General features: G+C 41.8%; 14 protein-coding genes. 8 read left to right on the top strand and 6 right to left on the bottom strand.

Annotated elements, in window-relative coordinates; all coding sequences use genetic code 11:
* Positions 1-23: 23 nt before the first annotated feature.
* From AC59IL_RS29640 to AC59IL_RS29650, 3 genes are all read right to left on the bottom strand, one after another.
* Entirely contained in the window at positions 24-773 is a 750-nt protein-coding gene (locus AC59IL_RS29640) for a lipocalin family protein (RefSeq protein WP_496555860.1), read from the bottom strand.
* Between the two features lie 250 nt (positions 774-1,023).
* Positions 1,024-3,042, bottom strand: coding sequence for a T9SS type B sorting domain-containing protein (locus tag AC59IL_RS29645; RefSeq protein ID WP_496555861.1), 2,019 nt, complete (start codon positions 3,040-3,042; stop codon positions 1,024-1,026).
* A 175-nt stretch (positions 3,043-3,217) separates the two neighbouring features.
* Positions 3,218-4,045, bottom strand: coding sequence for a helix-turn-helix domain-containing protein (locus AC59IL_RS29650; RefSeq protein ID WP_496555862.1), 828 nt, complete (start codon positions 4,043-4,045; stop codon positions 3,218-3,220).
* 219 nt (positions 4,046-4,264) lie between these two features.
* Between AC59IL_RS29650 and AC59IL_RS29655 the strand changes: the two genes are divergently transcribed.
* Together AC59IL_RS29655 and AC59IL_RS29660 are read left to right on the top strand one after the other, a co-directional pair.
* Positions 4,265-6,607, top strand: coding sequence for an ABC transporter permease (locus AC59IL_RS29655; RefSeq protein WP_496555863.1), 2,343 nt, complete (start codon positions 4,265-4,267; stop codon positions 6,605-6,607).
* Between the two features lie 187 nt (positions 6,608-6,794).
* Positions 6,795-7,229, top strand: a complete 435-nt coding sequence (locus tag AC59IL_RS29660; protein ID WP_496555864.1) for an SRPBCC family protein — start codon at positions 6,795-6,797, stop codon at positions 7,227-7,229.
* Between the two features lie 133 nt (positions 7,230-7,362).
* Here the strand turns inward: AC59IL_RS29660 and AC59IL_RS29665 are convergent, their stop codons facing one another.
* Together AC59IL_RS29665 and pdxR are read right to left on the bottom strand one after the other, a co-directional pair.
* Positions 7,363-8,256: a ChbG/HpnK family deacetylase gene (locus tag AC59IL_RS29665; RefSeq protein WP_496555865.1), complete on the bottom strand. Its 894-nt coding sequence runs from the start codon at positions 8,254-8,256 to the stop codon at positions 7,363-7,365.
* Positions 8,257-8,407: 151 nt separating this feature from the next.
* Complete coding sequence (gene pdxR / locus AC59IL_RS29670; RefSeq protein WP_496555866.1) at positions 8,408-9,874, bottom strand: MocR-like pyridoxine biosynthesis transcription factor PdxR; 1,467 nt, start codon at positions 9,872-9,874, stop codon at positions 8,408-8,410.
* Between the two features lie 117 nt (positions 9,875-9,991).
* Here pdxR and AC59IL_RS29675 point away from each other — a divergent pair, with 117 nt between their 5' ends.
* The 4 genes from AC59IL_RS29675 to AC59IL_RS29690 all read left to right on the top strand — a co-directional run bounded on the left by AC59IL_RS29675 (position 9,992) and on the right by AC59IL_RS29690 (position 13,008).
* A complete protein-coding gene (locus AC59IL_RS29675; RefSeq protein WP_496555867.1) occupies positions 9,992-10,435 on the top strand; it encodes a carboxymuconolactone decarboxylase family protein in 444 nt (147 codons plus the stop codon).
* Positions 10,436-10,440: 5 nt separating this feature from the next.
* Positions 10,441-10,881 carry a GNAT family N-acetyltransferase gene (locus tag AC59IL_RS29680; protein WP_496555868.1) on the top strand — a complete coding sequence of 147 codons (441 nt, stop codon included), beginning with the start codon at positions 10,441-10,443 and terminating at the stop codon, positions 10,879-10,881.
* A 159-nt stretch (positions 10,882-11,040) separates the two neighbouring features.
* A complete protein-coding gene (locus AC59IL_RS29685; protein ID WP_496555869.1) occupies positions 11,041-12,045 on the top strand; it encodes an aldo/keto reductase in 1,005 nt (334 codons plus the stop codon).
* A gap of 48 nt (positions 12,046-12,093) precedes the next feature.
* Complete coding sequence (locus tag AC59IL_RS29690; protein WP_496555870.1) at positions 12,094-13,008, top strand: helix-turn-helix domain-containing protein; 915 nt, start codon at positions 12,094-12,096, stop codon at positions 13,006-13,008.
* Between the two features lie 58 nt (positions 13,009-13,066).
* Here the strand turns inward: AC59IL_RS29690 and AC59IL_RS29695 are convergent, their stop codons facing one another.
* The gene (locus AC59IL_RS29695) at positions 13,067-13,975 is read right to left on the bottom strand and encodes a helix-turn-helix domain-containing protein (RefSeq protein WP_496555871.1); all 909 of its coding nucleotides are present in this window, start codon (positions 13,973-13,975) and stop codon (positions 13,067-13,069) included.
* Between the two features lie 199 nt (positions 13,976-14,174).
* Between AC59IL_RS29695 and AC59IL_RS29700 the strand changes: the two genes are divergently transcribed.
* Together AC59IL_RS29700 and AC59IL_RS29705 are read left to right on the top strand one after the other, a co-directional pair.
* Positions 14,175-14,618, top strand: a complete 444-nt coding sequence (locus AC59IL_RS29700; protein ID WP_496555872.1) for a MoaF-related domain-containing protein — start codon at positions 14,175-14,177, stop codon at positions 14,616-14,618.
* Positions 14,619-14,663: 45 nt separating this feature from the next.
* Entirely contained in the window at positions 14,664-15,236 is a 573-nt protein-coding gene (locus AC59IL_RS29705) for a flavodoxin family protein (protein ID WP_496555873.1), read from the top strand.
* Positions 15,237-15,250 lie beyond the last annotated feature (14 nt).

The raw sequence follows: 15,250 nt of genomic DNA on the forward strand, positions 1-15,250 counted from the left end.
ATCGTGCTATTTTAGGGTAATAATCACAATAATTTAGTTGAGAACTTCCAAACCTCATCGCTGTACCCGCTTATTAAAACAAGCTCGGTAGGGCTGATGCGTTTAATGTTCCATATTCTTTGCTGGCTATCGATGGTTACGATAATCGACCGGTTATCGGGCCCGAATACCCATTTTCCGCTTTCTGTTTGTTTCAACGACTGGGCTTCATAAACGCCATTGCTTTTGAAATGGGCGTAAGCGCCTCTGATTAATTTACTGGCCATTTTTAATTGGGCTTCTGTTCTGCCAGGTACTTCGCGACGGGTTAAATACCACTTTTTACTGATCTGCGTTTTTGTGGCGCTAACGGTTTTAATATTTGGGAGAACCGCTTCTATATTATCATTATCATTAATAGTTGTTCTGGTTAATATGAATGATCCTTCGCCCATGGTTAACACAAGTCTGTCGTTCTTCAGCTCAATGATCTGGTTTTCGCTTGAATGACCCCTGTTTGAAGTTAACCGCACCTTTTTAGTTGCTTCGTTAAAATTCCAGTTGCCTTCATCACAATTATTCATTAAAAATGATTTGTAATGCCTGTTGGCTTTAAAATAAAGGGTCATTTCTCCAAAATACTCCTTTACAATTTTTAATGTTGCCGAATCTAATCCCCTTTTATCATATACATCATAATATTTCCATTTGCCAATCAGCGAGTCGGTGTTCTGGGCTTTGGCGCTTATGGATAATACAATGGGAATAAGGAAAAGGAGTTTCAGTTTTGTCATGTTTGTGGTTTGTTCGGTTCCGGCATTAAGCTATCGTGCTATACTTTTACTATAACGCCCGGCAAGCCTGGGTAATTACATACACGGGAAACAAATTTTTCTGCGGAAGATAAGAACTTTGCCTCACCACTGCAAGCAAAAATGAAAATCATGAAGCATTTGAGCAAAAATGGAGTGCCTGGTGTTCAATTTGCTGTTTAAACAAGCGAAATTTCACTATAAAAAACAATTTTTTACCTGTATACAATAACTACCTGATTAATACCGTTGTGCCCCGTTTAAAAAATTGTTGCCTTGTATCGCGGTCGGTATAACGCAGCGACCAAACAAATACGCCGGTTCCCTGAGCAGCGCCATTGATGGTGCCGTCCCATTTTTTAGTCCAGTCTGTAGTGTGAAAAACCACCTGTCCATAGCGATTGTAAATAAAAAATTCAAGATTGGCTGCCTTCCAGGCATTCAGTGGATATAAATAATCATTTTTTCCATCGCCATTTGGTGTAAATGCATTGGGAACGGTGATGTAACAACTGTACACAACTTTCACCTGATGTACTGTGGTATCAAAACACTGTAAATTATTTTCAACGATGAGTTGTACCGGATACAATTTTGCCGGCTTAGTGGTAACGAGGGGATACGTTTCGGGCATGGGATTTTGTAATGAGCTGGTTGACCCGTTACCAAAATTCCAGTTCCAGGAAACGATTTTTCCAATGCTGCTATCGGTAAAAATAGCTTTGTCTTCAGGACACAAAACATCAGGAAATCCGAACCTTGCACGCAGTTCATTATCGAGTAAAACCGTATCTGTTGAGATGTCGGTACATACGCCGTTTGATACTTTCAGCTGAACCTGTTTGGTGCCGAAAGTCGGAAAAATAAATGAAGGGTTTTGTTGCGAAGATGAGCCAACGTTATCGAAGTTCCAGGTCCATTGATTTACACCATTGCCACCGGGATGAAAGAAATTCACCGTATCGAACTTACAGCCAAACAGAATATCGTAAGTAAAATCGGCATTAACTGTGTCGACTGTAGTAAAGGGAAGCGAAGCGCCGCCGGGTGTTTGCTGGCCGCATTCATCAATAACAGTATTGCCATCGTCGCCGCCTTTCAGATGTATCTGGTAATTACCGGCAGTTTGAATAGGCGCCGAAAGCTGTACGATGATAACAGAAGTTACTCCTTTTACACAATTACCCGAGGCGCCGGTTACGGTTACAGGGGTAGAGCCCGTTACTGTAAAATCACTGCCGTTTGCAGCAATGGAACTGCAGTTCATCGGTTTGCGAAATACGAGTTGTAATTTATCGGGTGCGCAGCCAACGGGTTTAATGCTATCCATTGGTGTAGGCTGTATTGGAAAAACAGTAAAGTTAATTGAAGTGCCGGCCGGTAAGCTGTTATTGCAGTTATCGAGCAACGTATTGCCATCGCTGCCGCTTTTTGCGGTAATGGTATAATTGCCGGGAGGCAGGGCATTGCTCATGGTTAGTACTATGGTATCCATATCAAAACTATTACTGCAACCCACAGCCGTAGCCGAAACAATGCTCGCAGCAGCAGGCGATAAACTAAAATCGCTGGCATCTGTTGCAAGGCTGCTGCATTTCATTTTCTTGTTCATTTTCAGAGTAACCGTAACGCCACCGCAACCAGCCCAGCTTTGTTCGATATCAGGTTGCAGCGGATCGGTGATTACACCGGTACCACCGCCAAATGATAAACTATAACCACTTTGCGAATTGGTAAAATGACTTATCAGTAAAAGATACTGGTGGCCCTGCAGTATCTGAGGCATGGTACTGAAAGAATTTAAATGAGCATCGGGGTCCGATGCACATTGAATAAAGCCAACACCTGCATTGGAGGCACCGGTATTGCCATAAGTGCCTGCCCAGTTACCGGTAACGATTAGTGAATTATTGGTAAACACTTCATCAGGACTATGGCCTGTTATGTCGTACAACATCCAGTCGTAATCGTCGCCGCTGTTATTGGGTGTTATTAAAAAGCCTAATGAACCGGTTTGATAGCAGGTGAAGCTATACCAGAATGGATTTTTATCGCCATAGGCCGCTCCGTCGTTTTCACAACCGGGCACTTTGAAATTATGAGTGCTGCATATGGGAACATTAGTTTGATTGAAGGTGGTGGTACCGCAAACAGGGAATGCAGTGGAAGGTGTTTGCCCCAGCGTAGTACAGGTTTGCGCCGATAACCGGCTGCACAACAGCAGAATCACAAGGAGCCCAAAAATTCTCATATGCATATGCCCAATTGACCGCAAAAGATATGGTAACGTTGCAATTACGTGAAATATTGAAGACTAATTGTCTAATTATTAACAATTATTAAAATAAGCAGGTAATTGTATTGATAATTTTTTTAATCAGACTTCAGATTTCCGACATCCGACTTCAGACTTCTGGCTTCGGACCTCACCAACCCACCGGTGTTTTAAAAAACTCATGCGGTGTTAAACCGGTAAATGATCTGAAATCTTTTATAAAATGCGCCTGATCAAAATAACCTGCATCATAAGCTGCTTCTGTAAAACTTAACTTATTTGAGTAGGTGTTGATCATGTTTTTTAAACGTACAATAACCGAGAAATGTTTAGGCGAAGTGCCTGTTATTTTGCGGAATCTTTTTTCAAAGGGATCGCGGCTTATTGGCAAATCGGCTATCAGGGTTTTTATTTTAATATCTCCTTTCGATAATGTGATCTTATGGATGGCTTCGTTTATAAGCAGATCGGGTTGTGCTTTTTTTAGCTGCGATACAAGAAAGCGTTCAATGATCATTATTCGCTGGCTGTTGCCCGTAGCGCAGATCAGTTCTTCTTCAACAGCCTGTACTTTTGATTGATGAAAAAGATAATCGAGCGAAACGCTGATGCCGCCCAGTTCATGCAGTGGTTCTTTGAAGAAGGCTGCAGCTCCGCCTTCTTTGAATATAACAAGCAAATTGGCGGTGTTCTTTGCATAATCTATCAAACGGCTCGATTCGCGGATACCTGTAATTACCGATGCCGGTAAATTATGTTGAGTGCCATCTTCGCTAACAGTTACCTGGCCTTTTAATCTGAAGGCCATTACAATAGAAGTATCGGGTAAAATTCTGTTTACCATTCCCTGTTCACTTTCGAGGATCAGGAATTGTTTGATAAACGGCTTTAAAATATCTATCGGCTGGTATTTTTCCATTGCTGTAAAACTACCTGCTAAATTTAAATAAACATATCCATTATGTTTGATTTTATCCATACCTGGCTATTTTTTACAAATCCGTACAGTTAACTGTCCGCTTTCGAACACCCAGGGACGCTGCTGTTTCTGAAGCCCGCTTCCACAAAGGGTTTCAGGATTGGCACGGCCATTGAACCCGGATTGGGGCGTGCCTGAAGTGTGTTCCGGAAGTTCGTAACCAAAAAACCACCATTTCCCATGTTCCGCAATTATTTCAAAATCGCATGGCGCAATCTGATGAAGAATAAAGGTTTCTCTTTCATCAATATTACAGGTCTTGCTATTGGCATGGCGGCGGCTATATTGATTCTTTTATGGATTCAAAATGAAATGAGGCGCGACAGGCTATATCCAAAATCCGACAGGCTGTACCTTATGTACAACAGCGATAAATTCAGCGGGCAGTCCTGGGCGTGGAGCACAACGCCCAAAATAATGGGGCCAACACTTAAGAAAGATTATCCCGAAGTGGAAGATGCGGTGCGTGTAAATTCTCATAGCGTCAACTATCTGTTTACCGTTGGCGAAAAAAAATTAATTGAACATGGCTTTATCGTTGACAACGGCTTTTTGAATATGTTTGATTTTCCCATGCTTTATGGAAACCCAACCGAAGCGCTGGGCGGCCTTTACAATATTGTCCTTACGGAAAAACTGGCTAAAAAATTATTCGGCAATGAAAATGCAATGGGCAAAACCGTTAAGATTGACAGTGTTGATATTTTCACCGTATCAGGTGTAATGAAAAATTTGCCGAACACTACTTCTTTTCAGTTTGATTATTTACTACCCTGGGCTTACGTGCAAAAGTTAAAGCAGGATGATGATTCCTGGGATAATAATTCTTTAAGCACCTACATATTGCTAAAACCAAACGCATCGCAGCGTGCGTTTAATGCCAAAGTAAAAAACATCACCATTGACCATACAAAAAGCAGCGGTCTTCCTTCAACAACGCAAGTGTTCAGTTATCCTGTAAACAAAACATATCTCTATGGTAAAAGTGACAATGGGCAGTTGGTTGCAGGACGTATAGTAACAGTCAGATTGTTTGGCGTTATTGCTGCATTTTTATTGCTGATTGCCTGTATTAACTTTATGAACCTTTCTACGGCACGAAGCGAAAAACGTGCAAAAGAAGTAGGTATACGCAAAGCGGTTGGTGCACAAAAATTTTCTTTGATCGCCCAGTTCATCGGCGAAAGTATTTTGCTTGCAGTGTTTGCAGGAATTATTGCTATTGTAATTGTACAACTCACATTGCCATTTTACAATAGGCTTGTAGATAAGCAACTCTATCTTGAATGGGGCAACAGTTATTTTGGGTTTGAGTTATTTGCATTCATCATTTTTACAGGTGTTATTGCCGGCAGCTATCCCGCGTTTTTCCTTTCATCGTTCAATCCTGTAAAAGTTTTAAAGGGCACATTCAGGGCAGCGCATGCAGTAATCAATCCACGCAAAGTATTGGTGGTATTGCAATTTACGTTTGCCATCATTTTAATAATATCAACCATCATTATAGTTTATCAGATAAGGTATGCACAGGAGAGGGAAACTGGTTACAACAAAAACAATATTATCTACACTTTTATGCAGGGTGATGTTGCCAAAAATTACGATGTTATAAAACAATCATTGCTTGATAACGGAGCCGCTGTTGGCGTAACAAAATCTATGAGTCCTGTTACACAACAATGGAGTGATAGCTGGGGCTTTTCCTGGCGGGGCAGCACAGAAGACGATAAAAAGCTTGATTTCGGCAGATTCAGTACAGACGGCGATTTCATGAAAGTAATGGGCACTGCACTTGTTGAAGGAAGAGATATTGATTTGAAAAATTATCCGGGAGATTCCACCGCAATCATGCTAAATGAAACCGCTATAAAAAGAATGCGCCTGAAAGAACCTGTGATAGGGCAGTTTGTTATCAGCGGGGATGAAAAAATGCAGATCGTTGGTGTGGTAAAAGATTTTATTTTGGGTTCCCCTTACGAACCTGTTTCGCCATTAATGATTAACGGTCCCGCCACAGGATGGTTTAACGTCATTCACATAAAACTGAATCCTGCAAAACCAGTTTCAGAGGATCTGAAACTGGCAGAACAGGTGTTTAAACAATACAACCCGCAATATCCTTTCAACCCTATATTTGTTGATGAAGAATATGCTAAAAAATTTGAAGACACTCAACGCACTGCCACACTTGCGGCATTGTTTGCAGGGTTAACCATCATCATTTCATGTCTTGGTTTGTTTGGACTTGCTGCATATATGGCTGAAAACCGAATAAAAGAAATCGGTGTGCGTAAAGTGCTTGGCGCAAGTGTAATGAACATCTCAACACTTCTGTCAAAAGATTTTTTAAAACTGGTGATCATATCATTTGTTATTGCATCGCCTGTTGCATGGTATGCAATGCACCAATGGCTTTTGGGTTATACATACCGCGTAAGCATCGAGTGGTGGGTGTTTGCGGGCGCCGGCACAATAGCTGTTTTGATTTCATTGCTTACAGTTAGCTACCAGGCAATAAAAGCAGCAATTGCAAATCCGGTCGCAGCTTTACGAAGTGAGTAACTTATTGTCTCTCATTCCCAAAAAATTCAGATCCGTCTTATTAGTCTTGTTTCCCCTGTTTCAAAAAAAATTTGCGTAACCTAAAGGTTACATATATATTTGCAACCGTATGGTTACATAACCGGTTGTGATCCATGCCATGCCAGGGCATGGCAAATAAATTGATGGACTTTATAAAAAACTTACAATGAAAAACGAACCATTGATCATAGAGCGCACTTATAATGCGCCGGCCGACAGGGTGTGGAAAGCCCTGACCAATTTAGAGCAGATGCGGAAATGGTATTTTGATCTGGCTGAATTTAAAGCCGAACCGGGTTTTGAATTTGAGTTTGAAGGCGGCAAAGATGACCGGGTGTATTTGCACAAATGCAGAATAACAGAAGTGGTTCCCGGTAAAAAACTGCAGTACAGCTGGCGTTACGACGGGTATGAGGGCAATTCTTTCGTAACCTTTGAATTGTTTGCCGAAGGCAATAAAACCCGGTTACGGTTAACGCACGAAGGGCTTGAAACATTCCCGATGAACAATCCTGATTTTGCAAAGAATAATTTCGAGCAGGGATGGACGCAGATCATTGGTACTTCACTGAAGGAGTATGTGGAGAAGGTAGCTGTTTAACGCCTAACGCTTAATGCTTAACGCTTAATGCCTGCTGAATACTAAGGACGTGTTTTGCATTTTGCGTTAAGCGTTATGCGTTTAGCGTTTTGCATTTTGCGTTTTGCATTAAGCGTTATGCGTTTAGCTTGTTTTAATTGGCCGGCGCCTTCATGCTCTCTAACCCGTTTTGTTGTACCAGCTCCCTGTAGGTAACCAGTTGAATGGTTTTGTTTTTTATCAGGCGTTGTAATTCGGGCGACAGCAATACACTTAACTCAGTTGAACGGTGCATGGCAACCAGTGGTTTTTCATCTGAATGCTGGTCTTTGTTGTTCATGTCTACCAGTGCATTCATTTCGGGTGTTGCCTGTGCAATGTGCATCACAATTAAGTTCACTTTATCTTTCGGTGCTGCAGCAATGCGATTAAAAAATTCTTTCTTCTTTGTTTCGATCGGAACATCAAACATGGTTTGATAGTTTTCACCGAAATACCTTGAAATACCCAAATGGTATTGCTTTGCCAGTTTTTCAACAATGGCCCGTAATTCGGGCGTAGATACTGCTGTGCCCATGTGGTAATCGACATAATCGATCTTCAATCCTGACCGGATAGCCCGTTCAATTTGTGCGGCCAGTTCTTTCTCCACTTCATCCAGTTTATAATGACTGTTTAAAAACTCAACTCTTGAAGGAAGAAAAAGCCCGTTGCTGTCTACCAGACTTGGCACAGCGCTTTGACCCAGTACCGGGCCCCAGCGATAGTATTTCCATTCGCTGTTAAGCATAAGATGCACGCCTACCGATACATTGGGAAATTGTTTTAATACGGCCACCGCTTCCTGGTACCAGGGGCAGGCAAACATAACAGAAGTAGAGAAGGGGATGCCTGTTTCGGCCACCTGTTTAATGGCCATGGTAACAGAATGGCTCATGCCATTGTCATCTAAACGCAGTAGCACTTTGGTTGCGTTTGTTGCAGGTTGTGCTGTTGTTGCGCTATGCAATAACAGGCCGGCGATTAAAAGCCTGATAAATTTTCTCATGCAGCGATAAATTAGGTGTAGGCTAAACTATCGAATTTTACAGAAAGATGGGTGAAAAGCGGTGATTTAATAAGTTCAATGAACTTTTTAAATTCACGACAGTGAAGTAAAATTGAATGGTTGCCGTCAAATTGTAAAGAAGGAGGGGCCCTTATAAAACCTTTTTCAATATCCCTACCGCTTCCTGTTGTTCTTTTTCGTTCAGTGAGGCAAATCCAAACCGAAACGCATTGTAGTTGACAGCGCCGTTGCTGTACACACTGCCATCGCTCATGAACAAGCCCTGCGCAGCGGCTTTTGCCGATACAGAAGGTAAAGGATATTTTTTGTTGAACTGCAGCCACAGGGCCATACCGCCTGCCGGTTTTTGAAAGGTTACCACATCGCTCAGGTATTTTTCCATTAGGTTGCATAAATGGTTGCGCCGTTCGTGATAAAGCTTTACTGATTTTTTTAAATGGCGGGCCATATCGCCGTTCTTAAATAATATCGCCAACGCTTCCTCCTGTAAATTATCACTGCGCAGGTCTATAAGCCGGCGCAGTTGCGCTGCTTCATTAATAAAGTTTTCGGGAGCAATCATATACCCAACCCGAATGGAAGGCGCCAGCGTTTTGGTAAGCGACCCAATGTAAATGACCTGACCGCCATGACTGGCGCTTGCCAGCGGTAAAATAGGACTGCCGCTGTAATGAAAATCGTAATCATAATCATCTTCAATAACCGGTAATTTGTATTCACGAATTAATGCAAGCAGCTTCATGCGCCGTTCGGCGCTTAATGTAACCGTAGTAGGGTGGTGGTGATGCGGAATGATATACAACAGATCGGGTTTTTTCTTTTTGCATATGCTGCTTAGGGCTTCCACATCCATGCCGTTATCGTCAACAGGTATTTTTATAAGGCGGGCGCCAAATTGCTGAAAGATCATATCGGCCATAAAATAGCCTGGTTCGCCAACTGCTACTGTAGAACCGGGTTGCAATATCAGGCGGGCCGCCATAAATATGGCCATTTGGGCGCCATGCGATAGCAACACATTGTTTACGCCAATATTCAAACCCCTGGTAACTGATAAAAATTGCACCAGTTCTTTACGCAGATTCAATGAACCGGCCAAATCGCCATACATGATATTTCGTTTAAAGGCCGTGCTGTTGTATACGCTCCGGTATTCACGCATCAGTAAATCGACTATGCCTAACCGGGGATCCGGAAAACCGTCGTTGATATAAATGCGAAAATCACCTGTACGATTGGCGGGGCCTGGTACACTGATAATTTTATTAATGTGAAAACCTGCATGGGCTGCATAGGGTGGAATATTGGACGATGCTTTAAACGAGCGCGGTTTTATTTCAGGTAATTGCTGCGAAACCATAACACCCCTGCGGGGGATCGTTTCAATCCAGTCTTGCGTAAATAATTCGTGATAAGCTGCAACAATTGTTTTGCGATGCACCTGTAATAGGGCTGCCATTTCACGGCTGCCGGGTAATGGTGAGCCGGGCCTTAAAATGCCTTCGCGAATGAGGTTGATCAGCGCATTCGCTATTTGCTGATATACGGGAATAGCAGCATTTTTATTTATAGCGATCAATGTTTGATAAGGGAGCATGTGGACTACCTGTTTTGTATTAACTGGACTATAAAAGTAGGCCAAAGCAGGCATAATTTTGAAAAGAAACAAGGCACAAGGAACAGGAAATACAAAAACACAAATAAATAAAATAATATGAGTGCAAGATTTAAAATGGGAAAAATTCAACCCAATGCATACCGGGCCATGGATGCGCTTGACAAATTTGTACATGCATCTTCGGTTGATCCGAAGCATCAGGAACTGATACGTATACAGGCGTCTCAAATTAATGGTTGTGCCTATTGTGTACATGCCCATACCGGTGATGCGCGAAAGCTCGGCGAATCTGAACAACGGATTTATCTGATTGGTGTATGGAAAGAAGCCGGAACGGTATTTTCGGAAGAAGAACAATTAATTTTAGCGATGACCGAAGAAATTACCCTCATACACCAGCATGGGTTAAGTGATGCGCTGTATGAAAAAGCCATTGCGTTGTTTGGCGAAGAAAAAACGGCACAAATAATTATGACTATCATAACCATCAATGCCTGGAACCGCATTGGCGTATCATTAACTATGCACCCTGAATTATAAATTATATGGAAACAATCCGGTTTGCACAAAGCGAAATAGAAATAGAAAATTGCTTCGGGGTAATGCAGGTATTACGTCCGCACCTGCTCAAAGAAAATTTTGTACAACAAATCAGGGAAATGGAGCAGGAGGGGTATCGCCTGTTGTATGTAGCCATCGAAGAAAATAAGAACAGTAAAGTAGTAGCCGTTGCCGGTTATAGAAACATGCACATGTTGTATTGCGGCAAAATCATTTACATCGATGATCTGTGTACACTGCCTGCCTGCCGTGGCAAAGGATATGCCGGCCGCTTACTCGATTATATTCATCAGCTGGCAAAAGATACCGGCAAATCGGGCGTGCATCTCGACAGTGGTTACCAGCGCAACAGTGCTCACCGTTTGTATCTGAATAAAGGATATGTGCTGGCTTGTCATCATTTTAGTAATATGTGGAACTCATGATAAACCTGTTAATATAACTGTACCCCTGTTGGGGCGGGGTTCGAACCATGTGATTGATTCTCTCCGGCTACGACATCCCTTTTGGACACAACCCCATCTGATTTGGATACATTTCCCTGCTGTAAGAGGGTGACCTTTGCCGTAAATAAAATGAATTTTATGAGCAACTTGAAGCAAGTAAAATTAGGCAGTCAGGGACTTATTGTTCCAACTATAGGTCTTGGTTGTATGGGTATGACCGATTTGATGGGAATGAAAGTTTATGGAAAATCGGACGAAAGAGAAGCCATTGCCACCATTCACCGCTCCTTTGAGTTAGGAGGCAATTTTTTGGATACCGCAGATCTTTATGGCCCATTTAAGAATGAGCAGCTAATTTCCAGAGCTATTGAGGGAAAAAGAAACCAATACATCATTGCCACAAAATTTGGCTTTGGGCTCGATGATAACGGGCAAAGCACAGGCAGGATCAATGGCAGCAGGGACTATGTTAAGAAGGCAGCGGAGCGTTCGTTAAAAAATCTGAACACTGATTATATTGACCTCTATTACCTGCACCGCCTGGACAGAAATACACCGGTTGAAGAGACTGTAGAAGCTATGGCAGAACTGGTAAAAGAAGGCAAGGTTCGCTATATAGGTCTTTCTGAAGTAGGTTCAGAAACCATCCGGAAAGCACATAACGTACATCCGCTTACCGCCATACAAACAGAATATTCTTTATTTGAAAGGCAGGTGGAAGAATTAGGTATTTTGAATACCTTAAAAGAATTGGGCATTGGCTTTGTTGCCTATTCGCCGTTGGGAAGGGGATTTATATCAGGCGAAATTCAACATCCTGAGGATATACCTGCCGATGATTTCAGAAGGTACTTGCCCCGGTTCAAGGGCGAGCAGTTTTATAAGAACATTGAACTGCTCAATGAAGTAAAACGAATGGCCCAGGAAAAGCAGGTTACTCCATCTCAGTTGGCGATAGCGTGGGTGATTGCAAAAGGACATGTGCCTATTCCCGGAACAAAGCGGGTGAAGTATGTGGAGCAGAATATCGCTGCTGCAAAAATGGAGCTTAGCGCAGAAGACGTAGCTCGCCTGGAAGCCATAATTCCCCTGGGAACTGAAACAGGAGATAGATACGCCGATATGAAAGATGTTAACTTATAACAAAAGTGGGTAAGATTTTTACTTACCCACTACCTTTGATTTTTATCCATGCAAAGCAACAGACATCATATTTTTAATTCCATTTCAGAATTCCACGCCGCCCTGAACCTGAAAAAACCAGCGCATCCTTTGGTCAGTGTGGTGAAACTGGATGATATTAATCCCGAAGATGGTAAGGCTGTGGAAACAATTGTCCATAATTTTTACACTGTTTTTTTAAAGAAAAACTTTGATGGAAAAATCAGATACGGACAGCAGTACTATGATTTTGACGATGGCACAATGACCTTTTATGCGCCGAAGCAACGCATAACCATAGAAGGCTATACACCCACTAAATTAGAGGGGTGGATGCTCGCTTTCCATCCTGATTTTCTTCACGGGTATCCGCTTGCAAAAAAGATCAGGGATTATGGTTTTTTCTCTTATGCCACCTACGAAGCCTTACATGTTTCGGAAAAAGAAGAAGCGATTGTTTCCGGAATAATGCAAAACCTTCAATCAGAAATTGAAGCCATAATAGATGGTTATACTCAGGATGTAGTTGTTTCTCACATTGATCTGCTGTTAAACTACTGCAATCGATTCTATAACCGCCAGTTCATTACCAGGAAGAAAGTGTCTAACGATTTGATTGCAAAGTTTGAAGAGTTGCTGACCGCCTACATAAAGGATAACAGTTCTAATTCAGCAGGGTTGCCAACAGTTCAATATTTTTCGGAAAGACTTTTTGTTTCGCCTCATTATTTGAATGATATGCTGAAAAACCTCACAGGGCAAACCACACAGCAACATATCCACAACCACCTTGTCGAGAAAGCAAAGGTTTTACTGACGACAACTAATTTATCCGTGAGTGAAATAGCGTATCAATTAGGGTTTGAGTACCCTCAATCATTCAATAAGTTGTTTAAGAATAAAACGAACGTAACGCCGTTACAATTCAGAAGATCCTTTAACTGATAAAACTAACAGCAGGTTATTGAAATTTTCGATAAAATCAGGTTTTCGAATAGCAGCGTTAATTCGATAAATTGCGGTATTCCTTCGGCGTATGACCTACCTGTTGCTTAAAGAAGCGGATAAAGTGCTGCGGATATTTAAAACCTAATTCATAGGCTACGTCACTAACCGACTTGTCGGGATTGAATATCTTTTCCTTTGCTACTTCTATTACCGTGACTTGTATATGATCCAATGCAGTTTTACCTGTTTCTTTTTTAATAAGATCGCCAAAATAGTTTGCAGAAAGGTGCAGCTCATCGGCAAAGAAGGCAACCGAAGGAACGCCATCTGTCTGTGGTTTGTCCGAATTGAAATATTCATTCAATAGCCGTTCAAACTTTTCTACGATACCTGCATTCGCATGGTCTCTGGTAATAAATTGACGGTCATAAAACCGAACACAATAGTTCAGGAACAATTCAAGATTTGATACAATGAGCTTTTTACTATGCTTATCGATAGCATGTTTTATCTCGTAACCAATTTTTCGAAAGCACTCGAACACAACTTCTTTTTCCTGGTCGGAAAGATGCAGCGCTTCATGCACGTCGTAAGAAAAGAAGTTGTAATCTTTCATGGACCGGCCAAGCGCGGTGCCGCGTAATAAATCGGCATGGAACAAAAGAGCATGACCCTTAGGCTGGTAATCCTTACCATCTTTGTCTTCAACAGATAGCACCTGGCCGGGGGCAATAAACACCAGTGTACCTGCCTGGTAATCATAATTGCTTCTTCCGTATCGCAGGGAACAGGGCTTTTCGGTCTTAAAAAAAACAATGTATAAGTCGTAATTAATGGCTTGTCCGGCAGGTAATAAGGTATATGTTTTGGAGAAATCAATAACACTCACCAATGGATGGAAGGTTTCAGCCCCAAACATTTCATTGTATTCATGAACTGTATTTATGTTAATCACCTTTTTCATGTTAATGCATTTGCCTGGTCAAAGATAACATTTCCCGGGAGGCCTGTTCCATAGCGGCTGCCAAATCAGTAAAACTGGTAATTAAACCCGGAAACCGGGTTATAAACGGCCGAATGCTCAAAATACCTTTGTATAGTCAAATAACAAAGTTGATATAAGATATAATAAGTAAAAACAGAAATTAAAAATTAGGGATAAAATGAAAACAATAACAAAGTTTATAGCTACGTCCGTAACAGCAATGCTGCTTATGTCTGCCTGTAACACCAACAACACAGGTAATATTGTACCTGCCCAAAAGGATACAATTGTTGCGCCCATTGAAATTATTGGAAAGACTGGCTTTATTACGTTTCCGGGAGGAATAAAGGTTGAAGAAAATTTTCTTTCAGATACTGCACTTCACTGGAAATATACTGATGCAAATGGAACTGCAACCCAGGAAGATGAGCATATTAGCTACAAAAAATTAAATGACAGCCTATACTTTATTAACTGGATTGAAAAAACCGGCCTGACTGTTAGCCAGGTACTTGATATTAAAAAAGGAACGGCTACAACCTTCACAAGCCGGTTTGATGAGAAAAGTGAAAGGGGACAAAGGTCATCACTATTTCTGCAAGGCACTTTCGAGGTAAAATAATAAACAGGTAATCTTCAAAAAATCTTAATTAAAAAATCAAAAAATATGATCGTTTCAATTGTTTATGACAGTGGTTATGGTCACACAGCTAAGCAGGCAGAGGCAGTAGCAAAAGGCGCACGTCAGGTAAATGGAACAGAGGTAACACTTATTCCGGTGTCAGAAAAAAGTATCCCCTGGGAAACCCTGGAAAAAAGTGATGCCATCATCTTCGGATCTCCTACCTACAATGGCCTTATTAGCGCAAGGTTCAAACAGTTTTTTGAGGACTCAACCCGAACCGCCTGGACGGAATTAAAATGGCGTAATAAAGTTGCCGCCGGATTCACTAATTCAGGAGCCCAAAACGGAGACAAGCTAAATTCACTTATATCTATTGCTTTGTTTGCAGCACAGCATGGAATGATATGGGTAGGGCTCGATCTGCATCCTGCCAATCCAACCAGTACGGCACCTACTAAAGATTTGAACCCATTAGGTAGCTGGCTTGGTGCTATGGCACAATCAGACAATGCCAGCCCGGAAGTTACACCTGGTCAAAGCGATTTAAAAACAGCAGAATATCTTGGAAATAGAGTGGCGAAGATCACTGCCCGTTTCAGGAATAAGATCATTTAACTTTTAAAAGGGAA

It is taken from the genome of Niastella sp. sgz303648 (assembly GCF_059587045.1).